Consider the following 25,997-nt stretch of genomic DNA (forward strand, 5'->3'; position numbering starts at 1 on the left):
GAACACGGAAGTTAAGCTCTTTAGCGCCGATGGTAGTTGGGGGCTTCCCCCTGTGAGAGTAGGACGTCGCTAGGCACAAAGTAGCCACTGAGAAATCAGTGGTTTTTTATTGTTTAAAAAACGCAGTATTAAACCCCTAAAAAATGTTAGAATTTAATTGAACAAATAAAGGGGTGTGTTGAAATGGCAACAGGGTTATATAGTGAAAATATTCAAATTGAGAAAGCAAAGCTACAAGCGTTTATTCAAAATAAGGAGCAATGGGCTGTACTAATACCCGGTTATTTACATCATGAATTTCCAAATGAACAAAATATGATTTGGGTATTTAAAGGGGACTTTGGCATTATCCAAAAAGCTGTAAAGGTTGAGCTTAAGGACAAGGAATCGAACCCTAATCAAGTTATGTTTGATTTGGTAGGCTTATCAGACCCGATAAACGGTGATGGTTATTTTGAAATTACACAAGATCAGGATGGTACATGTCAGTTAATAGGCAATTTAACAATGAAGGCAAGTGGTTTCTTAGCAGGGATGATGAATCCGGTTTTAGAGAAGTTTGTACCACAATTAGTTGAACAGCTAGTACAAGAGATGGCGGTAAAGGCTAGTATGTTGTAGAGAAATTAGAGTTAAGTACATTTTAAAATAGTTTTACTGTTAAACGTAGAATATCATGTAATATAAAAGAAAGTTGCTATTAGGTGCAATGATCCTTTAATGGTTCATCACCAAAAGTTGTGGATGACATTGTTAATACGTGTGCAGTTGATATAAGTTGATTGGAGTGAAGATTGGGCGACTCCTCTGGCATTAATGTCACAGAGAGTTCCTGCAGCGAAGTGGCTTATCGGACGCCCCGAGAAAGCGCCCAATCGGAAACGGAAATCACTTTATGATGAGGAGCTTTGGGGGAAAAGGAGGAATCATCATGGAACAATGGGTAGGTATCCAAACACTTATTTGGTTATTTCCTATTATGTTTATTCTTCATGATTTTGAAGAGGTTATTATGGTTGAAAAGTGGCTAAATAAAAATTCTACTATTTTGTACGAAAGATTGCCGAAAAAAATTGCTGATCGGATTATGAGACAGTTTTCGATGTCGACAGCGCAGTTTGCGGTAGCAGTCATCGTAATATTCATGTTTGTAAGTAGTTCCACTTTTGTAGCAAATCAGTATGTGAATCATGGACCATATGGAGAAGTCTACTTTTTTACTGTTGTTACGCTAACCTACTTTCTACATGCGTTCACTCACCTTGCACAGTCTATTTTTCTTCGTTCCATTACACCCGGTGCACTCACATCTTTGATAATCGTTATTCCATACAGTTTAGTTTTGTATGCTTACCATTTTGTCTTTTATTGATACCTATTGCATTACTAGCACATTGGATCGGGAAAAAGGTTATATGAATTTCACTTTATTTATATCCAATCAGCAAATGTTTTCGTACCGTAAGTGTTATAATTAACTGAGAATATAACGGAAATGGGTGTTTTGTTTTGCAAAAGAAAAGGCCGATTGTAGAAGGATTAGAGCGCTTTCGACAACAACAAAATATTTCCTTTCATGTCCCAGGGCATAAGCATGGAGCACTCTCCCATCTTCCTCAGCCATTTAAAGATGTAATGCGATATGACGTGACAGAATTATCGGGACTTGATGACTTGCATCACCCAGAGGAAATGATATTAGAGGCAGAAAACTTGTTAGCAGATACATATGGGGCGATGAAAAGTTTCTTTTTAGTAGGGGGATCTACAATTGGAAACTTAGCGATGATTTATGCCACATGTAAAAAAGGGGATAAGATTATTGTCCAACGTAATGCACATAAGTCTATATTTCACGCAATAGAGCTTGTTGGAGCAAAACCTGTATTTGTTTCCCCGCTTTGGGATGAACGTACATTAACTGCAACACATGTTTCTTATAAAGATTTAAAAGATGCAGTTGATAATTATCCGGGGGCCCGTGCTGTCGTTTTAACGTATCCTACTTATTATGGTATGGCATCTAAAGAAATGCAGCAGCAGATTGCGTATTGTCATGAGAAGGGTATTCCTGTTTTAGTGGATGAAGCACATGGAGCCCATTTTAGTGCATGTACTTTATTTCAACCATCAGCATTGACATTTGGTGCAGATATAGTAGTACAGTCTGCACATAAAACATTGCCTGCTATGACAATGGCATCCTTTATGCATGTTAATTCTGATTTAATCGATGTCGACAAAATAAATCACTATTTACGTATGTTACAATCTAGCAGCCCATCCTATCTTTTATTGGCTTCATTAGATGATGCACGCAATTATATACAGACATATATGGAGAGTGACGGTGCATATATAATAGAAAAAAGAGATCAATGGGTAGAGGCATTACAAGCTATTGGCTCTTTGGAAGTTATTGAGGTAGACGACCCTATAAAATTATTGTTACGTGTTAATGGCTATAGCGGTTTTCAATTACAAGAGGCATTAGAAGCAAAGCATGTATATGCAGAACTAGCAGATGCCAATCAAGTGTTGCTTGTGCTACCTTTATTGAAACAGGGACATAACTATCCATTTGCAGAAATACGTGTTCGTATTAAGGACGCTATAACATTGTTAGTAAGTACACCAAAGGCAGAAATAATAACGGCTTCACAAACAGCTTATAATTTTGTAGCTATTACGGAACCAGCCTACACATTTGATGAAATTGAAAAGACGGAAAAAGAATGGTTACCGTATATGCGAACAATAGGACGGATCTCTGCTAGTATGATTATTCCTTATCCACCAGGCATTCCATTGCTTGTTCCGGGAGAAAAAATAACAGTAGCAAAGCTAAGTCAGCTAGAGGAATTACTGGCTTGTGGTGCAACATTCCAAGGAAATCACCGTTTAGAAGAAAAGATGATTGAGATCATTAAATAGTTGGAGGCAATAACAGCATGAATTGCAATTTATTTATTACATTTGAAGGTCCAGAGGGTGCCGGAAAAACAACAGTTATTCAAAAAATAGCCGAGCGACTTGCAGAGGAAAATATTGATGTATTAGCAACGAGAGAACCTGGCGGTATTGAAATTGCTGAGAAAATTAGGAGCATTATTTTAAACCCAGAACATACAGCCATGGATGAGCGTACAGAAGCATTATTATACGCAGCAGCGAGAAGTCAGCACTATTTTGAAAAAGTACGACCTGCGTTGGATGCTAGTAAAACGGTTATTTGCGATCGATTTATCGATTCTTCATTAGCATATCAAGGATATGCGCGTGGTATCGGCGTTGATGAAGTATTATCTATTAATGAGTTCGCAATTGGTAAGATGTTACCTGATTTGACAATATTATTTGACCTTGCACCAGAGGTTGGCTTGGCACGCATTCACGCTCATGGAGAGCGAGAAGTAAATCGCTTAGATGTTGAAAGTTTAGCTTTTCATAAGAAGGTTCGGGAAGGATATTTACAGTTAGTGGAGCGTTACCCTGAGCGTATACATGTCGTCAATGCGGATCAAAATATTGAGCGTGTTGTTGAAGATGTATGGTCATTAATATATGAAGCGATACAGTAAATGCATGAAGTTGTCTACCACAATGTGATATAATGGTAACATCTATAATCATTCAGCAAATGTTTTCTGTGCGACAGCGAAGCGACAATAGCTGAATGCGGATATTGTTCCTATACAGGAGATATCCAAACACCTACTGAAATAGAGGAACTCTGGCGTATATCATGGAATCGGAAAGGAGTACTTTGTGCAAGTACGAATCCGAATCCGAACATAATTATGCCTCGGCATAATTGAAAAGGTAATAAAATTTATTTAGATGAATTTTATCAAAGGGGTGAGTGCGAATGAAGTTAGTCGTAGCTGTAGTGCAAGATCAGGATAGCAGCCGCTTATCGAATGCTTTAACGAAAAATCAGTTTCGTGCAACTAAGTTAGCAAGCACAGGAGGATTTTTACGCTCTGGAAATACGACGTTTCTTATTGGGACGGAAGACTCTCTCATACCCAAAGTTTTAGATATTATTCGTGATAATTGTCGAGCGCGAGAACAAATGGTTGCTCCTGTTTCGCCATTAGGCGGGAATACAGATTCCTATATACCGTATCCTGTAGAGGTAGAAGTAGGAGGAGCGACAGTTTTTGTATTACCAATTGAACAGTTTCATCATTTTTAAATCAATGCCACGTTAAATGAGAAATACAACACATTATATATATTTGATAGCAAGTGGGGGCGAACAGCTTGAAGATCAATCAAGATATACGTGTCGGGTTAAATACTAATCGTAAAGAGCCGCTGCATAACAATAATCAAAATAACCGATTTGGAGATATGGTCGTCAAGCAAGGAACCAAATTACAGACTGAACAGCTTACACGATTGTTAGGGGATATTTCTACAGCAGGTGATCGTGTTGCAAGATCACGTAATTTACGAGAACTTGCTCGTTTTAAAATGCTTGTTAAACGATTTCTACAAGAAACGGTAGAGCATGGTATGGATTTAAAGCAATCACATACTTGGAATCGTTTTGGTGAAGGAAGACGCTTGAAAATAATCGAAACTATTGATACGCGTCTTGTAGAACTTGCACAAGATATTTTAGATGAAGAAAAGGAAGCAATTGACCTTCTTGATAAAATCGGTGAGATTAAAGGCTTATTAATTAATTTGTATATGTAAAACCCGTGTCTCGTTCTCTTGTAGGCGCGGGCTTTTTTCAAATCTATTCAGCAGCCCAAATTTATTTGTTGAATGACATAAAACCAATCTATCTGCTCTAAAGCCACAGATATTTCTGTACTAAAATTGAGCAATAGGAAACAATTATGCTAAAAGTGTAGTTTAGGAAGGAATTTAAATATATGGCCAAGAATGTTGAAGAGCTATTCACACTACAGCCAGTTGTAATGAAGCAGCTTCAAACGATTTTTGACAAAAATAGATTAGCGCATGCATACATTTTTGATGGCGAAAAAGGGACAGGCAAAGTAGATATTATGCAGTTTTTTGTCAAATTAATGCTATGTGAGCAACCAAAGCAAAATGTTCCATGTGAAACATGTCGAAATTGCAAACGTGTTGATTCGGGTAATCATCCAAATATTCATCAAATTTATCCAGAAGGTCAATTTATAAAAATTGATCAAATACGTGAATTAATTGCAGAAATGAAGATGATGGGTGTGGAAGAGGGACGTAAAATTTATGTACTTCATCATGCAGATCGTCTCAATATTGCATCTGCAAACATGATACTTAAATTTTTAGAGGAACCAGAGGGTGAAGTAACTGCAATTTTGTTAACGGAGCAAATGCAGTCAATTTTACCAACGATTCGTTCTCGCTGCCAGCACGTTAAATTCCAAAAAATGCCTCGACACATATTGTTAAAGCATTTGCAAGATAACAACATTTCTTATTCGATGGCTTCTACAGTGAGCATGATGACGAACGAACTCGAAACAGCTATGATTTTAGCAAATGATGAGCAGTTTGCACATGCTCGAAAAACAGTGTTAAAATTAGTAGAGGCGATTCGCCAGAATGTACATGAGGCAATGCTTGTTGTACATGAAGAATGGTTGCCACTGTTTAAAGAAAAAGGCGAGATGGAGCAGGCATTAGATTTACTACTATTTGCTTACCGTGATATAGTGTCAGTAAAAACTAATCCCGAAGCAACTTGTACTTACCCAGACATGTTACAAACATTTAAAGAAGCTGCGCTACATTCGACTTATGAACGTCTATCTAGTCAAATGGAGTCTATTTTACAGGCACGTTCATCTTTACAACGTAACATGAATAGGACGTTAATGATGGAGCAGTTAATGCTAAATCTGCAGGAGGGATATACATTTGTATAATGTAGTGGGAGTCCGTTTTAAAAAAGCGGGTAAAATATATTACTTTGATCCAGCATCATATCTACTTGAGGACAGCCAATATGTCATTGTAGAGACAGCTCGCGGTGTAGAATATGGTAAAGTAGTTGTCCCCCAAAAGGTTGTTGGGGATAATGATGTTGTATTACCACTTAAACAAGTTCTACGACCAGCGGATGAACGTGATCGTATCCAAGTAGAGGAAAATGCAGCCGAATCAAAGCACGCATTTGAACTAGCAAGCGCAAAAATCATTGAGCATAATTTAGAAATGAAGCTCGTTGATGTTGAATATACATTTGATCGTAATAAAATCATCTTTTATTTTACGGCTGAAGGACGCGTTGATTTCAGAGATCTTGTAAAAGATTTAGCTTCAGTTTTTAGAACACGTATCGAACTTCGTCAAATTGGTGTTCGTGATGAGGCGAAGTTGTTAGGTGGAATTGGCCCTTGTGGCCGAATGCTTTGCTGCTCAACGTTTTTAGGAGATTTTGAGCCGGTTTCTATTAAAATGGCTAAAGATCAAAACTTATCTTTAAATCCATCCAAAATTTCAGGTCTTTGCGGTCGTTTAATGTGCTGCTTAAAGTATGAAAATGATGAGTATGAGGAAGCAAAAGAGGGCATGCCAGACGTTGGTGATATGACGATGACACCAGAGGGCCGCGGTAAAGTTGTAGGTTTAAATGTACTAGAAAGACTCATTCAAGTATATTTACAAGAGCAGGAGCGCACAGTCGAGTATACATTAGAAGAACTGCTAGCATGCGAAAAAAATCTTATTTAAGATAGAGGATTGGACGAGGTGGCTTGGGTGAAGGACCGTAATTTCTTAGATACCGTTATGGAGTTCGAACAACAGCTCGAAGCAATGCAGGAGCAATTTAGTGCATTGAAACAATTTGTAGCGTTAATGATGGAGGAGCATAAGGCACTCGAAACAGAAAATCAACACCTTCGTACACGTCTAGAAGAACTACTTTCTACTGAAAACTCTGTACAAGCTTCTGATGAGAAGAAAGAGAATCCGTTAGATATTGGCGAAGGTTATGATAATCTAGCACGTTTATACCAAGAAGGCTTCCATGTTTGTCATGTTCATTTCGGAAGTTCCCGTAAAGGTGAAGACTGTCTGTTTTGTCTATCATTTTTAAATAAACAAAATGTGTAATAGAAGGCTGATTCCCACTATAGTGGTGTCAGTCTTTTGTTTTGTATAGTAGGAGGAAGAAAAATGGAAAATTGGTTGAAGGGTGATGAACGATTAGACTATTTATTAGCTGAGAATTTGCGTATTATTCAAAGTCCCTCCGTCTTTTCGTTTTCATTGGATGCAGTGCTACTTTCTAAATTTGTCAATGTCCCATATCATAAAGGGAAAATTGTTGATTTGTGCTCAGGCAATGGTGTTATCCCACTTTTTCTAAGCGCCAGAACGAAGGGACATATTACAGGAGTAGAAATTCAACCACGTTTATTTGATATGGCTGAGCGAAGTATCCGTTACAATAAGTTAGAAGAACAAATTCATATGGTCCTTGGTGATGTGAAGGAAATTCCTAAGGAGCTTGGTTTTGAAAAATATGATGTTGTAACCTGTAATCCACCATATTTTTTAGCACATGAAGCTAGTGATAAAAATCTAAGTGAGCATTACGCTATTGCACGTCATGAACTATATTTAACGTTAGAGGAAGCAATACAATCAGCGAGCAAATTATTAAAGCAAGGCGGAAAGGCAGCTTTTGTTCATCGTCCTGGTCGGTTACTAGATATTGTTACGGCAATGCGTGCAAATCGTTTAGAGCCTAAACGTATGCAACTTATTTACCCAAAAGAAGGTAAGGAAGCCAATACACTATTAATAGAAGGAATTAAAGACGGTAAGCCCGATCTGAAAATATTACCGCCCTTGTATGTTTATAATGCGAATAATGAATATACAGCAGAAGTGAGAGAAATCCTTTATGGAAAAGAGCAATAGCCATTATTTTTATGTGTTAGAGTGTGCCGATCAATCCTTTTACGCTGGCTACACGAATAATGTAGACAGGCGTGTTGATGTGCATAATGCTGGTAAGGGAGCAAAATATACGAGAGCACGAGGTCCAGTGGAATGTATTTATGTAGAGGAATTCGATACAAAACAAGAAGCAATGCGTGCAGAATACGCTTTTAAACAGCTAACACGAAAGCAAAAAATGAAATATATAGGGAGGGATGACGCATGAAATCTCAGAAAAGTACAATGCACGGTCATACAGGTTGTTTATATTTAGTGGCAACGCCTATTGGTAACCTAGAAGATATGAGTGTACGTGCGTTACGTATTTTAAAGGAAGCAGATATTATTGCTGCCGAGGATACACGTAATACAAAGAAGCTATGCAATTACTTTGATATAGAAACACCACTGATCAGCTATCATGAGCATAATTTAGAGGTAGGGGGAGAAAAGCTATTAGCCTTCTTACGTGAAGGAAAAACAGTCGCATTAGTTAGTGATGCTGGTCTACCTTGTATTTCCGATCCTGGTGCAGATATAGTCGAAAAAGCAATCGATCAAGACTTTCCAGTTGTGCCGGTGCCAGGTCCCAATGCTGCAATATCAGCATTAATCGCTTCTGGATTAACACCGCAGCCATTTTTCTTTTATGGATTTTTAAATCGAGGAAAAAAGGATCGTCGACAGCAATTAGAGCAACTAAAAAAACGTCAGGAAACTATATTGTTTTATGAGGCTCCTCATCGTTTAAAGGACACTTTAAAAGATATGGAATCCATTCTTGGTAATCGTCGAATCGTATTAGCTCGTGAGTTAACTAAAAAATTCGAAGAGTTTTTACGTGGTACGTTGGCTGAAGCAGTGGAATGGTCACAAACAGAGGAAATTCGAGGGGAATTTTGTATTGTCCTTGAAGGAAACGAGAATGCCGAGGAAGAAATAAATGAAGAAGCCTATTGGATGACAATGTCTGTCGTTGAACATGTCGATTATATTATTAATGATACAGGCATTACATCAAAAGAAGCTATAAAGGAAGTAGCAAAACTACGTCAAGTAGCTAAGCGAGAAGTCTATAATGAATATCATAGTTAATGGAAAGAAAGAGGTTGCCTTAATAGGGCGACCTCTTTTTTGTATATCTATTCAAATGGAGGCTCCTCACCAATAGTCTTCGGAATGATATTTGTTAAAACATGCCATGTGAGGCTGGGCGCTCCTTGGGGATTAGCAATAGAGGAGCGGAGGCTAAAACCATGACGTCCTGTGATAATGCCTTCGTGACCAACATCGTAATGGACGAGACCCTGGAGCGAGCAACACGAGTGATGTGGCTATCGGACGTCCCCAGGAAGCTTTGCTTTGCGCGAAAGTGATGCGTCAGTCACAAAAGCGTCAGCAACAAATGTTTTAACTGTGCGAAAGCGCAGTGTAACGAAGCGTCAGCAACAACAAAGCGCCTAGCCGGAACGGAAATCAACCCCACATTATGAGAGAGGAGTCTTTAAATCATATAAATTGATAATAATTGTAAAAAATAGTATCCTTATTCATAAAAGGTCTGACATGGACATTATAAGGGACTCAAAAATTGGGCATATTATAGTTATCTTCTATTGAATGAAGATAACGCCTACGGAACCAATTAAGCCAAGGTGAAATTGATAAAAAAACACCTAAATCACAGTGCTGATTTAGGTGAGTATATCAAATTATTTTTTTAAGTTAGATTGGATTTCTTTCACTAACATTTCTGCGCCTTCAGGGCTTAAAATTAATTTGCCTCCAACTAGACGGAAGTTATCATCAGAAACTTCACCAGTTACAGCACATGTCATGTTTGGCATATATTTTTTTAAGATGATTTTGTCATCATCCACATAGATTTCTAAAGCATCTTTTTCTGCAATACCTAATGTACGGCGAAGTTCGATTGGAATTACTACACGTCCTAATTCATCGACTTTACGAACGATTCCTGTTGATTTCATAATTATATTTCCTCCTAATGTTAAAAAGTTATATTGGTATTTCGTCAAATTTCGACATAATTTCCTTGTCTGATAGTTATCATACCAAGTAATGCCATAAACGTCAATTAATTAATGCACTAAGATTATTGTTTTTAAAAAAATTTTTGAGGAGAAAACAGATATTTTGGTTATTTTAAAAGGTTTTTATTATATATTTTAATTTCTAGTAAAAAAGCTTCTCATTTAAGACATTAAATGGATTGATTCTATCATTCGACATTTTTCGCGTCCGGCATCGCCTTTGTGCTTAGGCCTGGATGATGCAGGCCAGTTAGCCGTTATCGCATGGATGCGGTGGTTTTAGGCTAACTTCCTATATAAGAGCTCCTTTCCGATTCCGTGATATCCGCCCAGGCTTTAACTTCTCTGGAGCGAGTGTTTGGATACCCGCTGAAAGAAGTTGAAACGAATTTCGTACTTAGTTAGAATAGATAGTATACTGTGAAACAATGGAGGCAGTTCTTGTGAGCGAACAAAACAAAACATTCTATATAACAACCCCTATTTATTACCCAAGCGGGAAATTCCATATTGGTACAGCGTATACAACTGTAGCATCAGATACAATTGCACGTTATAAACGTTTACGTGGTTATGATGTACGTTTTTTAACTGGAATGGATGAGCATGGGCAAAAAATTCAAGAAAAAGCTGCAGAAGCGGGTAAACATCCCCAACAATACGTGAATGAAATTGCAGATGCTGCAAAAAAGCTTTGGGCATTAATGGACATTTCATACGATGACTTTATTCAAACGACGCAAGAGCGTCATACGAAAACTGTCGAAAAGATTTTCCAAAAGTTTTTAGATAATGGTGATATTTATAAAGGTGAGTATGAAGGGTCGTACTGTACACCATGTGAATCATTCTTTACTGAGACACAATTAGTAGAAGGTAACTGCCCAGACTGTGGTCGTCCAGTACACAAAGTTAAAGAGGAATCCTACTTCTTTAATATGAAGAAATACGCAGATCGTCTATTAGCTTATTATGAAGAAAACATTGATTTCATTGAGCCTGAATCTCGAAAAAATGAAATGATTAATAACTTCATTAAACCGGGGTTAGAAGATTTATCTGTGTCAAGAACTTCATTTGATTGGGGCATCAAAGTTCCTGGAGATCCTAAACATGTCATTTATGTATGGGTAGATGCCTTAACTAACTATATCACGTCATTAGGTTATCTTTCAGAAGATGAAACATTATTCAATAAATATTGGCCGGCAGATGTACATGTAGTTGGTAAAGATATTGTTCGATTCCATACTATTTATTGGCCAATTTTCTTAATGGCACTAGATTTACCACTTCCGAAAAAAATATTTGCCCATGGTTTTATAATGATGAAAGACGGTAAAATGTCTAAATCAAAGGGCAATGTTATTTATCCTGAAATGTTAATAGAACGTTATGGGTTAGATGCGACACGATATTTCCTATTACGCGAGTTACCATTCGGATCTGATGGTGTATTTTCGCCAGAATCTTTTGTTGAACGTACAAACTTCGACTTAGCAAATGATTTAGGCAATTTATTGAATCGTACTATTTCAATGATAAATAAATATTTCGACGGCATGATTCCAACTGAAAGTCTTCAGTCGACAGAATTTGATGCGGCTTTAAAAGAACAAGCTGAATCGGTACGTATTAAATATGAAGAAAGTATGGATAAAATGCAGTTTAGTGTCGTATTAGCAGACGTATGGACACTTGTTTCAAGAACGAATAAATATATAGATGAAACTCAACCGTGGGTGCTAGCAAAAGAGGAATCAGATAAGCCAAAATTAGGAGCTGTTATGCGAAATTTGGCGGAGAGTTTACACCAAATTGCTGTCATGTTACAACCATTTATGACATCTACTCCCAAACGAATGATTGAACAATTAGGTTTGGATGACAAATTCTTAGCATGGGAAACAATTGAAACATTCGGCAATACTATTCCAGTAAACATTAAAGTGGTAGAAAAAGGTATTCCGATTTTCCCTCGTTTAGAGAGTGAAGTTGAAATTGCGTATATTCGTGAAGAAATGCGAGGCTCAGTGAAAACTCCACAAGTGGAAGAAACAAAAAATGAGCAAAAAGCTGCAGAAGTTCCAGAAATTCCTGAAATTACTATCGATGATTTTATGAAAGTTGATTTACGAGTAGCTACTGTAACAGCGTGTGAAACGATTCCGAAGGCAGACAAATTATTAAAGCTTCAAGTGGATCTTGGATATGAGCAACGACAAGTAGTTTCAGGTATTGCAAAGTTTTATTCTCCAGAAGAATTAATTGGTCAAAAAGTGATTGTAGTCACTAACTTAAAGCCGGTTAAATTACGCGGTGAATTATCACAAGGAATGATTCTAGCTGGTGAAAAAGATGGGATTTTAAAATTAGCATCGGTTGATCCTAAACTAGAGAACGGCGCAAAAGTAAAGTAATAAATTTTGAGGAAGGCCTGCTGAATGTAAAAAGTTCAGCAGGCTTTTAAAATCCGTTTCGAAAAGGAGTAGTTTATTATCTTGAAATAATTTATGCACACTATTCATTGGACTTTTTTGGGTATATAGTAATAGATGGAGTGTCTGAGGTTGTGAGTAATGTTATAAAACAAAATTGTTTGTAACAAAATTGTAACACTGACGAAAAATATGAAATAATAATTTTTAATAAAATCTATGTTAGGAGAATGACGATGTTCATTGATACACATGTACACTTAAATGCAGATCAGTATGAAGAAGACTTACAAGAGGTTATAGATAGAGCTCTTGAAGCCAAAGTAGAAACAATGGTTGTTGTTGGTTTCGACCGCAAAACTATAGAAAAAACAATGCAACTGGTTGAACAGTATGATTTTGTTTATGGTGTCATTGGTTGGCACCCTGTTGACGCCATTGATTGTACAGAAGAGGATTTAAATTGGATTGAGGAATTGGCAGCACATCCGAAAATAGTAGGTATTGGTGAAACTGGATTGGATTACTATTGGGATAAATCCCCGAAAGATGTTCAACAAGCGCTTTTCCGCAAGCAAATTCATTTAGCGCAAAAGCTGAATTTACCAATTATTATTCATAACAGGGATGCTACTGGAGATGTTGTACGAATTTTACGTGAAGAAAACGCGGCTTCCGTGGGAGGCGTTATGCATTGTTATAGTGGCAGTGTGGAAACCGCACAAGAATGTATTGCTATGAATTTTATGATTAGTCTTGGTGGGCCGGTGACATTTAAAAATGCACGAATGCCGAAAGAAGTGGCGACAGAAATACCTTTAGAACATTTGATGATTGAAACTGATGCGCCGTATTTAGCACCTCACCCATACCGAGGAAAACGTAATGAGCCAGCTTTAGTGCCATTAGTTGCAGAAGAAATTGCCCGTTTAAAAGGATTAACAATTGAGGAAATTGCACAAGTAACGACAGCCAATGCGAAAAATTTTTTTAGGATTGACAATTAACTAGCTGAGATGCCTCCAATACTGGGTTTGTGGTTGGCTAAAAAGGTAATGTCAATTTTCTTTGAAATACATTCGGGTTGACAGTGCCAAATCTAGTACGTATAATCCAACTTTGTATTAAGGAGGCGTTTTTTCATGTCAAATAATTCCATGAAAAACTTGTTCTTAGGATCATTGAGGAGTAAGCAAACAGTGATAAGCATTATTTCACTTGTCCTGTTTGTATCTGTAATTTCATTTGTACTTTATCAAGGTACTAAAAAGTCCGTAACGCTTGATGCGAACGGAGAAACAATCGAAGTAACAACACATGCCAAAACTGTAGAACAATTACTACAAGATCAAAATATAGACGTAGCAGAGCATGACAAAATATCACCCTCTCTGAACACCAAAATTGTTAATGGATTAGCAATTTCATGGGAACAGGCAAAAGAAGTAACTATTTCAGTTGATGGAAATCAGTCAAAAGTTTGGACAACTGAAACACAAGTGAAAGACATTTTGAAAGAAGCAAATATTGAAGTATCAGAGCATGACTCATTAGTACAAAGTCTAGATACTGAAATAGGAGCAGACAACAAGATTGATATTCAAAAGGCGTTTCAAGTATCGCTTGTCGATGGCGTAAACGAGAGACAAGTATGGTCCACTTCGACTACGGTCGCTAACTTTTTAAAACAACAAGGAATTCAACTAAATGAATTCGATCGTGTCGAGAATAACCTGAAGGACGTAATCACTCCGCAGAGTAAAATCACAGTAGTTCGCGTAGAAAAGGTTATCGATGTAGTGGAAGAATCTTTAGATTTCGCAATTGAAAAGAAGCAGGATGCTTCATTGCAAAAAGGAAAACAAAAAGTTGTAACAGCAGGCCAAAAAGGATTAATGACTAAAACATTTGAAGTTGTGAAAGAGAATGGCCAAGTTGTAGCTAAAAATCTACAATCAGAAAAAGTTGTAAAAGAATCGCAAAAGCAAGTGGTTGCAGTAGGTACTAAAACTGTAGTAGCTAGTGCTGCGACTGTATCACGTGGTTCATCAGAGCCAGCTAGTGGTAAAGAATTTTATGTAACGGCAACCGCTTATACACCTAATTGTAACGGCTGCTCGGGGTTATCTGCCACTGGAATTAATTTAAAATCAGGATCGGGGTTGAAAGTAATAGCTGTAGACCCTTCTGTTATAAAGCTTGGTTCAAAAGTTTGGGTTGAAGGCTATGGAACAGCTATTGCAGGAGATACTGGTGGTGCAATTAAGGGTAATCGGATCGACATACTTGTACAATCTGAATCCCAAGCTAGTAATTGGGGAGTAAGGAAAGTGCGTGTAAAAGTATTAAATTAAAAAAATTGTAAAATTAATCAAAATGTTTTTCACTATTATTAGCTTTCCTGTTTTGACTGGCGGGAAAGCTTTTTTATTTTTTTCCGTAATTTGTTTTGGAGAATCACCGATAGCAAAATCAGGGGGGAGAATATTATAAAAAGGTGAATAGCCTTGTATTTCTGTACAATCGTACAGGGCAGTTGTAAAATGGTCTGAAGATAAGGTAGAAAAGAGGAGCCTTTTTGCAAATAAAAGAAATCATTGTTGTTGAAGGAAAAGATGATACAACAGCTATTAAGCGAGCTGTACAAGCAGATACTATAGAAACAAATGGATCGGCTATTTCAGAGGAAACACTGAAGAGAATTCAACATGCACAGGATAAAAGAGGTGTTATTGTTTTTACTGACCCAGATTATCCAGGACGTCGAATTCGTTCCATTATCGAGGAGCATGTAAAAGGTGTAAAACACGCTTTTTTACCGAAAGCCAAAACAATTGCGAAAAACGGTAAAGGACTAGGCATTGAGCATGCAGCAGATGAAGATATACGTGAGGCGCTGCAACATGTCTATACCCCAAATGAGGGTGAATCAACCACAGATGATATCACTCTCGAAGATTTAATGACGGCACATTTAATTGGCCATCCGCGGGCGAAGACTCGACGTGATCGTCTTGGGGAAATTTTGAATATCGGTGCAACAAACGGCAAACAACTTCATAAAAGATTGAAAATGTTTCAAATTACAGAAAAGCAATTTGGTGCGGCAATCGCACAGTTAGATCAGGAGGAAAACGATGCATAAGGATATTGCAACACCAATTAGAACACAGGAAATTTTAAAAAAATATGGATTTTCATTTAAAAAAAGCTTAGGTCAAAATTTTTTAATAGATCCTAACATTTTACGAAATATTGTTAGTCATGCAAATTTAACTGAAAATAGTGGTGCAATCGAAGTTGGTCCTGGCATTGGAGCATTAACAGAGCATTTAGCAAGGAGTGCAAAAAAGGTTGTATCTTTTGAAATTGATCAGCGATTATTACCTGTATTAGAAGATACACTTAGCCCATATAATAATGTAACTATTGTACATTCAGATGTTTTAAATGCGGATGTTGCTAAAGTGATTCAGGAAGAGATGCCGGGTATTGAGGATATTATGGTTGTAGCGAATTTACCTTATTATGTGACGACACCGATTTTAATGAAATTACTCAATGATCGTTTGCCGATTCGCGGTTTCGTTGTCATGATGCAAAAGGAAGTTGCAGATCGTATTACAGCTAAGCCTGGAACGAAGGAGTACGGTTCTTTATCAATTGCGATTCAATATTATGTAAAGGCGGATATTGCCATGACGGTACCGAAAACTGTTTTTATGCCGCAACCAAACGTGGATTCTGCAGTGATCCGTCTTATTAAGCATGATGAACCTCCTGTAAACGTAATTGATGAGGATTTTTTATTCGTTGTTACTCGTGCGTCGTTTGTACAACGACGAAAAACGATCTTCAATAATTTACAATCAGGTTTACCAAATGGGAAGGTACACAAAGAAAAAATTATGGATGCTTTAAAGGCGGTAAATATTGAACCGACACGTCGGGGAGAGACCTTAACCATTCAAGAGTTTGGAAAATTAGCCGATGCACTATACCCTACATTTGCAAAGTAAAAAAATTTTGTTAACATTTTTGGGTATAAGTAAAAAAAAGATGTCCTTTTTATGAAAAATAAGTTGACAATATTTATTAGAGGCTGATAAAATATTATATTTTGTTGACATTTTTGGGCGATTCGCTTATACTATTTATTAGTGAGGTGTAAGCGAAAATGCCAAAAACTTTAGCGGACATTAAAAAGTCGTTGGATTGTCATTTGGGTAAACGTTTGCAGTTAAGAGCAAACGGAGGTCGCAAGAAAACGGTCGAGTGTGCAGGGGTATTGCGTGAGACATATCGCGCTATCTTTGTAGTTGAGCTTGATCAAGAAGACAATGCGTGCAAACGCGTATCGTATAGCTACACAGATATTTTAACTGAGGCAGTAGAGATTACATTTTTAGACGAAGCAAAAGCTGCTATCGCAAAATAGTTTCTAGTACTTTTTCTATATTTTGAAACACTCATGTAAAAACTACATGAGTGTTTTGCGTTTTCTGGGGCATACTAAAATCGTCAGTTGTTAAGGAGGAGTTTATATGCCTAGAAAAGGTATCATGTCACCTCGTTTAAAGGAAGAGATCGCTAAAGAGCTTGGATTTTATGATGTTGTGCAACGAGAAGGCTGGGGCGGCATAAAAGCTCGAGACGCCGGTAATATGGTCAAACGTGCCATCGAAATGGCTGAAAGAGCAAGTAGTGAGCAAGAGCATAATAAGTAGCCTCTTTGTGAAAATAGACCACTTATTATTTTGAAACTTCAATTACAGGATAAAAACTTCCTGTATACACAACAACACAACTGACGAAAGAGAACCGTTACACCAAATAGGGGTATACGGTTCTTTTTTTCCATTTTCACATTCCCATTATGGTAAAATAAAATGAATAATCTTGTGAAAGATGAATGAAAGTTTATCTTCATTTAGAAAATGTTTTATATAGCGAAGTGAACGCCAGTTACTGATGTTTTGTAACAGTTACAGAAGACTCCTACATCTAAAGGCAGAAGAAAGTGTAATTTTTATTCAGGGTGTATTAAAATATCAAACTGAATGATCTGTTCTGTCAGATGTTACGGTTTAAAGGACAAGCTAGGAGGTTAGCCTTAACTCTCCATGCGTGCGATAAGGTTTCTAACCTGCAATTTAAAATTAGGAGCATTGTTTATCTGTGCGAGGCGAAGTGTCAGCAAATTGCGCTAATGCGTAATTGATAAGTGTAGCTATAAGGAGGAAGAAAGATGCTTTATGTAAAGGCGCCTGCAAAAATAAATTTAACATTAGATGTGCTTTATAAAAGACCAGATAATTTTCATGAGGTAGAGATGGTCATGACAACTGTGGATTTAGCAGATCGTATTTGCCTAGAATCTCGAGAAGATGGCGTAATTGAAATAATTTCTACTGATAATTTCGTGCCAAATGATCACCGAAATTTTGCTTATCAGGCAGCGCGTCTAGTTAAAGATACATACGGCATTGGACAAGGTGTATCCATTACTATAGAAAAAGAAATACCAATCGCAGCAGGATTAGCAGGTGGCAGTAGCGATGCAGCTGCTACACTAAAGGGTTTAAATGAGCTGTGGAATTTAGGATTATCTATAGATGAGTTAGCGGAATTAGGTGCGAAAATTGGTTCGGATGTTTCATTTTGTGTCTATGGTGGCACAGCATTAGCAACGGGGCGTGGAGAAAAAATTCAGGAATTGCCTGCACCACCAAATTGTTGGGTAGTCTTAGCTAAACCTAAAATAGGTGTCTCTACTGCAGAAGTGTATGGAGGATTAAAGGTTGAAGGGTTAGAACATCCAAATACGAAGCAAATGATTCGTGCTATTGAAACGGAAGATTATGACCTACTATGTGCATCATTAGGGAATGTTTTGGAAACTGTAACTTTTAAGCTACATCCAGAAGTAGTAATGTTAAAGGAACAGATGAGGCGCTTTGGCGCAGATGCAACATTAATGAGTGGAAGCGGTCCGACGGTGTTTGGTTTAGTGGATAGTGAAGCTCGAGTGAGCCGAATTTATAATGGTTTACGTGGTTTTTGTGAAGAAGTATATGCCGTTCGGATTTTAGGCGAGCGAAATACACTTGCTTAAAACCGCAAATTTATGTTAATTTTACCTATAAATATTCGTGTTTAGGAGAGGGTCGCATGAAATGGAAGCGTAGTGAACGACTAGTTGATATGACGTACTATTTACTAGAACATCCACATCAGCTGATCCCGCTAACTTATTTTTCTGAACTATATCAATCTGCAAAGTCTTCTATTAGTGAAGATTTGACGATTGTAAAAGAAACTTTCGAAGAAAAAGGAATCGGGTTATTGATGACAGTACCGGGCGCTGCAGGAGGAGTTAAGTATATTCCTAAAATGTCCGAGGCTGAGGTCCGTTTAGTTATTAATGATTTAAAGGCGGAGCTTGAGCATTCAGATCGTTTGTTACCAGGCGGTTATTTATTTATGACGGACTTACTCGGCAATCCAGATTTAATTAATCGGGTTGGAAAGGTATTTGCATCCGCATTTGCTGATCAACAAATTGACGTCATAATGACTGTCGCAACGAAGGGAATTTCTATTGCCCACGCGATTGCAAGACATTTAAATGTACCAGTTGTTGTTGTCAGAAGAGATAGTAAGGTAACTGAAGGCTCTACAGTCAGCATTAACTATGTATCGGGTTCTTCCAGAAGAATTCAGACAATGGTATTATCAAAAAGAAGCATGAAGAGTGGGCAACGAGTGCTTATTACTGACGACTTTATGAAGGTCGGTGGTACAATGAATGGCATGAAAAATCTATTAGAGGAATTTGATTGTCAGCTAGCTGGTATTGCAGTGCTTGTAGAGGCTGAGCATGCAGACGAAACTTTAGTAGATGATTATTATTCACTAGTAAAGCTTCATGAGGTCAATGAAAAAGACCGTACAATTGCATTAAGTGAAGGTAATTATTTTTCTAAAAGGGGAAATGACAAATGAAAGTAGTAGCAACAACAAATGCACCAGCAGCAATTGGACCATATTCACAAGGGATTATTGTAAATGGCATGTTTTATAGCTCAGGTCAGATTCCACTAACAGCAACAGGCGAATTAGTGGAAGGCGATATCACTGTTCAAACAAATCAAGTATTTGCAAATTTAAAAGCAGTTTTAGCCGCTGCTGGCTCATCTTTGGACAATGTTATTAAAACAACCGTTTTCATGAAGGATATGAACGACTTTGTTGCAATGAACGAAGTATATGCTAGCCACTTCGGTGATCATAAACCAGCTCGTTCAGCAGTAGAGGTTGCACGTCTGCCAAAAGATGTGCGCGTAGAAATTGAAGTTATTGCCATCGTTAAATAAGAATTTTTTAAAGCTCACTAGAAGAGAAGCTCTTTTAGTGGGTTTTTTTATTTTCATTCAGCAAATGATTGTTGTAACGTCAGCTACAAGTGTTTTCTGCGCGAAGGCGAAGCAAGTGGCAATCGCTGATAAAGACAATCTGCTAATAAAACTGAAAAGTACAATTATGTTCAAAGTCAAACCAATCTGAATGGGGGACTGACAAAAAATTGTCAAATTTAAAGTAAATTAAAGGAAATATTATACTATTGAGTATTCAAATTTTTTAGATAATTTGGTAGACTAGAAAAAGGAAAATATTCGGTAATAAAGAATATTATATTTTCATTTAGGCATCTAAGAAGAGAGGTGGTGAGAAAATGGAAGTTACTGATGTAAGGTTACGTCGTGTACAGACGGATGGTCGCATGCGTGCGATTGCTTCCATTACACTTGACAATGAGTTCGTAGTTCATGATATTCGTGTGATTGATGGCAATACAGGTTTGTTCGTTGCTATGCCAAGTAAACGAACGCCAGACGGTGAATTTAGAGATATTGCACATCCTATCAATTCTACTACTCGTAATAAAATTCAGGAGATAATTTTAAACGAGTACCATAATTCAAGCGAGGTAGAAGCAACAGAAAAACCAGAAGAATTAGAAGGAATTGGCGTATAGTTAAAAAGAGCTCTTCTTAATTGGAGAGTTCTTTTCATTTTGAGAATAAGAGAAAACGAGCAGTTTTAGGACATACATATTAACAATCGAGCAAAAGGTGCATTTGATTTGGAAATTCATCTTTTTGTCAAGTCAACATGCCTTGAAAATAGATGGGTTTTGCTATATAGTCATAAGAGAAAATGAGCGTATTGGAGGACTTACAGATGAGCAACATTTTTGCTGTCATTTTGGCTGCAGGTCAAGGTACACGTATGAAGTCCAAATTATATAAAGTGCTCCATCCAGTATGTGGGAAGCCAATGGTACAACATGTGGTGGATCACATTCAAACGTTAGATGTGAATCGCATTGTAACGGTTGTAGGACATGGTGCAGAAAAGGTGAAACAACAGCTTGGCGATAAAAGCGAGTATGTTTTACAGGCTGAACAGTTAGGGACAGCTCATGCTGTACAACAGGCTGAGGCAATTTTAGGTAGCGAGGAAGGGACAACACTAGTTGTTTGTGGCGATACACCACTTATTCGCCCTGAAACGATGCAAGCTTTGTTCGAGCATCATCAAGCAAAGAATGCAAAAGCAACAATTTTAACAGCTATTGCTGAAAATCCAACAGGCTATGGTCGTATTTTACGTGGCGACAATGGACAAGTGGAACAAATTGTTGAGCAAAAGGATGCTTCAGCAGAGCAGCAATTAGTTAAAGAGATTAATACGGGCACATATTGCTTCGATAATAAAGCGTTATTTGAGACATTAAAACTTGTGAAAAATGACAATGCTCAGGGTGAGTATTATTTACCTGATGTGATTGAAATTTTACAAAAACAAGGCGATGTCGTTGAAGCATTTGTAACGGAAGATTTTGAAGAAACACTGGGTGTCAATGATCGTGTTGCTCTGTCTCAAGCAGAGACGCTAATGCGTACAAGAATTAATGAAAAGCATATGCGTAACGGTGTCACAATTATTAATCCAGAAGCCACATATATTAGCGTAGATGCAATGATTGGTCGTGATACTGTCATCCAACCAGGTTCTATGATTGAAGGTACAACTGTTATCGGTGAAGATTGTATAATCGGGCCTAACACACAAATCGTAGATAGCCGTATTGGTGATCGAACAACTGTGCATTCTTCTGTTGTGCGTGAAAGCGTTGTAGCAGAAGAAACAGCTATTGGACCGTTTGCACATATTCGACCACTTTCTTACATTGGTAGCCATGTGAAGATTGGTAACTTTGTAGAAGTGAAGAAAAGTAAACTAGGTAATGACACGAAAGTATCACACTTAAGCTATATTGGCGATGCTGAAATCGGAAGTAATGTCAATATTGGCTGTGGTTCCATTACAGTAAACTATGATGGGAAAAACAAGTTCCAAACAGTTATTGAAGATGATGTATTTGTAGGATGTAATACTAACTTAGTAGCGCCAGTGAAAGTTGGAAAAGGTTCATTTATTGCAGCAGGATCTACAATTACAAAAGAAGTTCCTGAGGATGCACTTGCAATCGCTCGTGCAAGACAAGAAAACAAACCGAATTACGTAAGTAAATTAAATTCAAAATAATTATCAACTAAACAGGAGGCCATCATGCCGTATCATTATGCAAACTCACAATTAAAAATATTTTCACTTAATTCTAATAATCCACTTGCTCAAGAAATTGCTCAAGAAATGGGTGTTGAATTAGGTAAATCTTCTGTTAAGCACTTCAGCGATGGTGAGGTTCAAATTAGCATTGAAGAAAGTATTCGTGGTTGTGATGTGTTTATCGTGCAATCTACTTCTGCACCTGTAAACGAACATTTAATGGAGCTTTTAATTATGGTAGACGCTGTAAAACGCGCATCTGCTCGTACAGTAAACGTTGTAATGCCTTACTATGGCTATGCTCGTCAAGACCGCAAAGCAAAAGCACGCGAGCCAATTACAGCTAAATTAGTAGCAAACTTACTTGAAACAGCTGGTGCAACACGTGTGATCGTTTTAGATTTACATGCACCTCAAATCCAAGGTTTCTTCGATATTTTAATCGACCACTTGATGGCAGTTCCTTTATTATCTGATTACTTTAAAACAAAAGGTATCCCAGAAGATGAAATCGTTATTGTTTCTCCAGACCATGGTGGTGTAACACGTGCTCGTAAAATGGCAGAACGTTTAAAAGCACCTATTGCAATTATTGACAAACGCCGTCCGAAACCAAATGTTGCAGAAGTAATGAACATTGTTGGTAATGTTGATGGTAAAGTGGCAATCTTGATTGATGATATTATTGATACTGCAGGTACGATTACAATTGGCGCGGATGCATTACGTGCAGCTGGTGCGAAAGAAGTTTATGCTTGTTGTTCTCACCCAGTATTATCAGGTCCGGCAATCGAGCGTATCGAAAACTCTTCGATTAAAGAATTAGTTGTAACAAATACAATCCAACTTCCTGAAGAGAAAAAATCTCCAAAAATTACAGAGCTTTCAGTCGCTAAATTGATGGCAGATGCAATCTCTCGTGTCTATGAAAATAAATCTGTAAGTACTCTATTTGATTAATATAAAGGCAGTTTTACCTTGGCGTAATTGCGTCCGAATTTTGAATTGCGCGCGCACAATTTATTCCTTTCAAAATTCGTGATATTCGCGGGGGTCTTTATCTTCACTTAGCAGCTGTGATGGACCACATCCGCATTCATCTCTCTACCTTCAAGATGAGAGTGTTCTGTTGAATGAAGATAAATAAACGCCACATGCAGTAAGATGTGACGTATTAAGGACAAATCTACGTTTGCAAGTAGATTTGTCCTTTTTTATATGTCCTATTTGTTTGAATTTTCTTATAAAAGGGTATAATAGAAATTGTGACTTAATAATATTTACTCTACTTTATAAAAAATAGTTTACCGCCTAAGGTTGGGATACATTTTGTTAAAACGTAAGTTATATGAATAAGTTGATTCGAGTGGAGGCTACGCGACTCCTTGGGGATCAGCGTCACAGATGGGGGCCTGGGGCGCAAGCGAAGCGGCTCTCGGATGCTTCCGGTCGAAATGAAGATTAACCCCACGCCATGGCGGTGAACAAAAAAATAAAGGTAAATATTATTATAGCCTTAACAAATGTCATTAATTTAACTTATGTAGCGAAAGCAAAGCAGCAGCTACAAATGTCTTTTGTACCGAAAGTGTACAGAAGTCTCCTACCTCTTTAGGTGGTGAGATGAATGCGGATTTAAGCTGCTTTTCAGAGGGTATTCAAGCACCCGCTGAAAGAAGTAATAATTCGAAAGCAGTGACATTCAAATAAGGCGTAAATAATTTTTCTTGGAAGGGGAAGATAGATATGAGTACAGTATTAAGTGTTAAAACGCGCGAAGCTGGGCATCGTTCGACATTAACCCAACTTAGAAAAGGGGGAGCCATTCCTGCGGTTATTTACGGCTATAATTTAGATTCGACCCCAATTTCTATTTCAGCGAATGAATTCAGAAAATCCATTCAAAAGAATGGGCAAAACGGTGTGTTTTTGATGGAGTTAGATGGGAAAAAAGTGAATGTTGTTGTGTCTGAAATCCAACAATGTTCTATGAAAGATGAAGTAAATCATATCGACTTTTTAGCAATTAATATGTCCGAAGCGATAGAGTCTGAGGTGCCTATTAAACTCGTTGGAGAGTCAGTTGGTATTAGTTTAGGTGGCATATTAATGCAGCCTAACTTAGACGTGAAAATTAAAGTAAAGCCAGCAGATATCCCAGAAGCTATTGAAGTTGATATTACTGAGCTTAAAATTGGTGAAACAATTACAGTAGCAGATATTCGAGATACGATTGATTTTGAGATTATCAGTGAAGATGATCATACATTGGTAACAATTATGGCTCCAGTCGCAGCTGTTGAAGAAACGGCAGACATTGCACAGGAACAAGAGTAAAAAGATATGTTAAGGAAAGGCTACTAAGGAAGACTAAATCTTCTTTAGTAGCCTTTTGAATTTAATGGTCGACATTATTCGTATGTTTGCTTTTGCTTCTTTAATTACGGCATGTATTATTTTACCGATATGTATGGTTAAAGTGAGGATTTCAAATAATATCAAGCCATTATTGAACTTTTACTTTCAAAAACTGTACAAACTGCTTTCTTAGCGTATGATATGGTAAAATAATGACTATTAGATTTGAAAGAAGAGGGGTACTTATGAAAATTATCGTTGGTTTAGGAAATCCGGGTAAGCCTTATGAGCATACAAGACATAATATTGGCTTCGATGTTATTGATGCATTAGCTGAAAAATGGGGTACACCTTTAACTAATTCAAAGTTTAATGGTATGTATGCAACGGTACATCGTCCTGAAGGAAAGGTTCTACTTGTTAAACCTTTAACATATATGAATTTATCGGGGGAATGTGTTGGGCCCCTTATGAACTATTTTGATAGTGATGTGGAAGACTTAATTGTTATTTATGACGATTTAGATTTAGAAACAGGAAAATTGCGCCTGCGTCAAAAAGGAAGTGCGGGTGGACATAATGGTATTAAATCATTAATTCAGCATTTAGGTACACAAGAATTTAATCGCATACGTGTTGGGGTTAATCGCCCACCAGCTGGTATGAAGGTAGCAGATTATGTGTTATCAAAATTTTCAAAAGAAGATCAAGCTATTGTTGGTGAAGCTATTGAAAAATGTGTAGATGCTGTAGAAGAATCTCTTTCAAAGCCATTTCTGGATGTGATGAATCGCTTTAACGGGTAATAATAGATTAAAGCGTAGTGTGGATATTACAGTTGTTTTACGCCTAAAGCTGGGGAAATATTTTGTTAAAACTTATGTTTTATAAATAAGTTGATCTTTGTTCCGATTGGGCGACTCCTTGGGGATCAGCAATAGAGGAACGAAGGCCACATCCGTCACGGCCTGTGATAACGCTTTCGTGTCCAATATCGTGCCGCTGCGCTATCGCACAGAAGCATTTGCCGCTGCCGCTGCGCTATCGCGCAAAAAAACATTTGTTGACCTAAGCGGCTCATCGGACGTCCCTAAGCGGCTCATCGGACGTCCCTAGGAAGGCGCCCGATTGGTACGAAAATCAATCCCAAGTTTCTATATTCTAAATGGCGCTAAGGCTAAATTGGAAGTGCATAATCTGTTTTAGAAATGTCTATACTTTAAGTAGTAAGTTGCTTAAAGGAGGATGATTTGGAGATGTCAGTTCGCTATCGATGTCGTCATTGTGAAGTAGAAATAGGAACACTACCATTTGATGCAGATGATACAATTCGAAAACTACATATTTTCGAAATGGGTGAAGCGGATGATTATGTTGAGAAAGATCAGCATGGTCACACGACGGTGCACTGCATTTGTGAGCAATGTGAGGATTCACTGAAACAATATCCAGATTATCACGCACTCAATAAATGGATTCAATGATTGGAAGGATGCTTTGGCGCACATCTCGTGCGTTCAAAGCTTTTTCCATTTAAGTTTTATGTACCGAAAGCGTAGCCAGGTACAGAAGTCTCCCACCTTTATAG

Annotated in this window: 30 protein-coding genes and 1 rRNA gene; 30 read left to right on the forward strand and 1 reads right to left on the reverse strand. The window is 37.6% G+C overall.

Going from position 1 to position 25,997, the window contains the following annotated elements:
* The 13 genes from rrf to rsmI all read left to right on the forward strand — a co-directional run.
* Positions 1–75, forward strand: a 5S ribosomal RNA gene (rrf, locus tag C7Y47_RS26320); the annotation flags it as partial.
* A 108-nt stretch (positions 76–183) separates the two neighbouring features.
* Positions 184–621, forward strand: coding sequence for an SRPBCC domain-containing protein (locus C7Y47_RS20590; RefSeq protein WP_142510469.1), 438 nt, complete (start codon positions 184–186; stop codon positions 619–621).
* Between the two features lie 310 nt (positions 622–931).
* A complete protein-coding gene (locus C7Y47_RS20595; protein WP_255505286.1) occupies positions 932–1,372 on the forward strand; it encodes an HXXEE domain-containing protein in 441 nt (146 codons plus the stop codon).
* 137 nt (positions 1,373–1,509) lie between these two features.
* Positions 1,510–2,934 carry an aminotransferase class I/II-fold pyridoxal phosphate-dependent enzyme gene (locus tag C7Y47_RS20600; protein ID WP_142510470.1) on the forward strand — a complete coding sequence of 475 codons (1,425 nt, stop codon included), beginning with the start codon at positions 1,510–1,512 and terminating at the stop codon, positions 2,932–2,934.
* A 17-nt stretch (positions 2,935–2,951) separates the two neighbouring features.
* On the forward strand, positions 2,952–3,581 hold the full coding sequence (gene tmk, locus C7Y47_RS20605; protein ID WP_142510471.1) for a dTMP kinase: 630 nt from the start codon (positions 2,952–2,954) through the stop codon (positions 3,579–3,581).
* 287 nt (positions 3,582–3,868) lie between these two features.
* Positions 3,869–4,198 carry a cyclic-di-AMP receptor gene (locus C7Y47_RS20610; protein WP_049667342.1) on the forward strand — a complete coding sequence of 110 codons (330 nt, stop codon included), beginning with the start codon at positions 3,869–3,871 and terminating at the stop codon, positions 4,196–4,198.
* A gap of 68 nt (positions 4,199–4,266) precedes the next feature.
* Complete coding sequence (locus C7Y47_RS20615; protein WP_132364275.1) at positions 4,267–4,707, forward strand: YaaR family protein; 441 nt, start codon at positions 4,267–4,269, stop codon at positions 4,705–4,707.
* A 182-nt stretch (positions 4,708–4,889) separates the two neighbouring features.
* Positions 4,890–5,894 carry a DNA polymerase III subunit delta' gene (gene holB, locus C7Y47_RS20620; protein WP_142510472.1) on the forward strand — a complete coding sequence of 335 codons (1,005 nt, stop codon included), beginning with the start codon at positions 4,890–4,892 and terminating at the stop codon, positions 5,892–5,894.
* A complete protein-coding gene (locus tag C7Y47_RS20625) occupies positions 5,887–6,702 on the forward strand; it encodes a PSP1 domain-containing protein (protein ID WP_142510473.1) in 816 nt (271 codons plus the stop codon). The genes holB and C7Y47_RS20625 overlap by 8 nt, the downstream gene beginning before the upstream one ends.
* A 27-nt stretch (positions 6,703–6,729) precedes the next feature.
* Entirely contained in the window at positions 6,730–7,086 is a 357-nt protein-coding gene (gene yabA / locus C7Y47_RS20630; RefSeq protein ID WP_142510474.1) for a DNA replication initiation control protein YabA, read from the forward strand.
* Between the two features lie 63 nt (positions 7,087–7,149).
* Positions 7,150–7,899: a tRNA1(Val) (adenine(37)-N6)-methyltransferase gene (locus C7Y47_RS20635; RefSeq protein ID WP_142510475.1), complete on the forward strand. Its 750-nt coding sequence runs from the start codon at positions 7,150–7,152 to the stop codon at positions 7,897–7,899.
* Positions 7,883–8,146 (forward strand): GIY-YIG nuclease family protein, encoded by a 264-nt coding sequence (locus C7Y47_RS20640; protein WP_142510476.1) that lies wholly within the window; start codon positions 7,883–7,885, stop codon positions 8,144–8,146. Before C7Y47_RS20635 ends, C7Y47_RS20640 begins: the two co-directional genes overlap by 17 nt.
* On the forward strand, positions 8,143–9,015 hold the full coding sequence (rsmI, locus tag C7Y47_RS20645; RefSeq protein ID WP_142510477.1) for a 16S rRNA (cytidine(1402)-2'-O)-methyltransferase: 873 nt from the start codon (positions 8,143–8,145) through the stop codon (positions 9,013–9,015). The genes C7Y47_RS20640 and rsmI overlap by 4 nt, the downstream gene beginning before the upstream one ends.
* A gap of 617 nt (positions 9,016–9,632) precedes the next feature.
* On the opposite strand, the gene C7Y47_RS20650 is transcribed toward rsmI, so the two are convergent.
* Positions 9,633–9,911, reverse strand: a complete 279-nt coding sequence (locus C7Y47_RS20650) for an AbrB/MazE/SpoVT family DNA-binding domain-containing protein (protein ID WP_004229214.1) — start codon at positions 9,909–9,911, stop codon at positions 9,633–9,635.
* Between the two features lie 506 nt (positions 9,912–10,417).
* On the opposite strand from C7Y47_RS20650, the gene metG reads away from it, so the two are divergent.
* The 17 genes from metG to C7Y47_RS20730 all read left to right on the forward strand — a co-directional run bounded on the left by metG (position 10,418) and on the right by C7Y47_RS20730 (position 25,893).
* A complete protein-coding gene (metG, locus tag C7Y47_RS20655; RefSeq protein ID WP_142510478.1) occupies positions 10,418–12,394 on the forward strand; it encodes a methionine--tRNA ligase in 1,977 nt (658 codons plus the stop codon).
* 254 nt (positions 12,395–12,648) lie between these two features.
* Positions 12,649–13,419 (forward strand): TatD family hydrolase, encoded by a 771-nt coding sequence (locus tag C7Y47_RS20660; RefSeq protein WP_142510479.1) that lies wholly within the window; start codon positions 12,649–12,651, stop codon positions 13,417–13,419.
* Between the two features lie 135 nt (positions 13,420–13,554).
* Positions 13,555–14,766 carry a G5 and 3D domain-containing protein gene (locus tag C7Y47_RS20665; RefSeq protein WP_142510480.1) on the forward strand — a complete coding sequence of 404 codons (1,212 nt, stop codon included), beginning with the start codon at positions 13,555–13,557 and terminating at the stop codon, positions 14,764–14,766.
* A gap of 224 nt (positions 14,767–14,990) precedes the next feature.
* Positions 14,991–15,557, forward strand: a complete 567-nt coding sequence (rnmV, locus tag C7Y47_RS20670; RefSeq protein ID WP_142510481.1) for a ribonuclease M5 — start codon at positions 14,991–14,993, stop codon at positions 15,555–15,557.
* Positions 15,550–16,431, forward strand: a complete 882-nt coding sequence (gene rsmA, locus C7Y47_RS20675; RefSeq protein WP_142510482.1) for a 16S rRNA (adenine(1518)-N(6)/adenine(1519)-N(6))-dimethyltransferase RsmA — start codon at positions 15,550–15,552, stop codon at positions 16,429–16,431. The genes rnmV and rsmA overlap by 8 nt, the downstream gene beginning before the upstream one ends.
* Before the next feature lie 158 nt (positions 16,432–16,589).
* Positions 16,590–16,850 carry a biofilm formation stimulator Veg gene (gene veg / locus C7Y47_RS20680; RefSeq protein ID WP_142510483.1) on the forward strand — a complete coding sequence of 87 codons (261 nt, stop codon included), beginning with the start codon at positions 16,590–16,592 and terminating at the stop codon, positions 16,848–16,850.
* Between the two features lie 106 nt (positions 16,851–16,956).
* Complete coding sequence (locus C7Y47_RS20685; protein ID WP_053594103.1) at positions 16,957–17,139, forward strand: small, acid-soluble spore protein, alpha/beta type; 183 nt, start codon at positions 16,957–16,959, stop codon at positions 17,137–17,139.
* 521 nt (positions 17,140–17,660) lie between these two features.
* A complete protein-coding gene (gene ispE / locus C7Y47_RS20690; protein WP_142510484.1) occupies positions 17,661–18,527 on the forward strand; it encodes a 4-(cytidine 5'-diphospho)-2-C-methyl-D-erythritol kinase in 867 nt (288 codons plus the stop codon).
* A gap of 56 nt (positions 18,528–18,583) precedes the next feature.
* Entirely contained in the window at positions 18,584–19,417 is an 834-nt protein-coding gene (purR, locus tag C7Y47_RS20695) for a pur operon repressor (RefSeq protein WP_142510485.1), read from the forward strand.
* Positions 19,414–19,788, forward strand: a complete 375-nt coding sequence (locus C7Y47_RS20700) for a RidA family protein (protein ID WP_142510486.1) — start codon at positions 19,414–19,416, stop codon at positions 19,786–19,788. The genes purR and C7Y47_RS20700 overlap by 4 nt, the downstream gene beginning before the upstream one ends.
* 37 nt (positions 19,789–19,825) lie before the next feature.
* The gene (locus tag C7Y47_RS25085; RefSeq protein WP_185903553.1) at positions 19,826–19,978 is read left to right on the forward strand and encodes a hypothetical protein; all 153 of its coding nucleotides are present in this window, start codon (positions 19,826–19,828) and stop codon (positions 19,976–19,978) included.
* 169 nt (positions 19,979–20,147) lie between these two features.
* Positions 20,148–20,450, forward strand: a complete 303-nt coding sequence (spoVG, locus tag C7Y47_RS20705; RefSeq protein ID WP_132364315.1) for a septation regulator SpoVG — start codon at positions 20,148–20,150, stop codon at positions 20,448–20,450.
* Positions 20,451–20,656: 206 nt separating this feature from the next.
* Positions 20,657–22,027: a bifunctional UDP-N-acetylglucosamine diphosphorylase/glucosamine-1-phosphate N-acetyltransferase GlmU gene (glmU, locus tag C7Y47_RS20710; protein ID WP_142510487.1), complete on the forward strand. Its 1,371-nt coding sequence runs from the start codon at positions 20,657–20,659 to the stop codon at positions 22,025–22,027.
* Positions 22,028–22,051: 24 nt separating this feature from the next.
* Positions 22,052–23,011, forward strand: coding sequence for a ribose-phosphate diphosphokinase (locus C7Y47_RS20715; protein ID WP_132364320.1), 960 nt, complete (start codon positions 22,052–22,054; stop codon positions 23,009–23,011).
* Positions 23,012–23,797: 786 nt separating this feature from the next.
* Positions 23,798–24,388, forward strand: a complete 591-nt coding sequence (locus C7Y47_RS20720; RefSeq protein WP_142510488.1) for a 50S ribosomal protein L25/general stress protein Ctc — start codon at positions 23,798–23,800, stop codon at positions 24,386–24,388.
* 266 nt (positions 24,389–24,654) lie between these two features.
* A complete protein-coding gene (gene pth / locus C7Y47_RS20725; protein ID WP_142510489.1) occupies positions 24,655–25,215 on the forward strand; it encodes an aminoacyl-tRNA hydrolase in 561 nt (186 codons plus the stop codon).
* 450 nt (positions 25,216–25,665) lie between these two features.
* Positions 25,666–25,893, forward strand: coding sequence for an anti-sigma-F factor Fin (locus C7Y47_RS20730; protein ID WP_132364328.1), 228 nt, complete (start codon positions 25,666–25,668; stop codon positions 25,891–25,893).
* Positions 25,894–25,997: the final 104 nt, after the last annotated feature.

Origin of the sequence: Lysinibacillus sphaericus (assembly GCF_006864135.1) — a bacterium.
GTDB lineage: Bacteria > Bacillota > Bacilli > Bacillales_A > Planococcaceae > Lysinibacillus.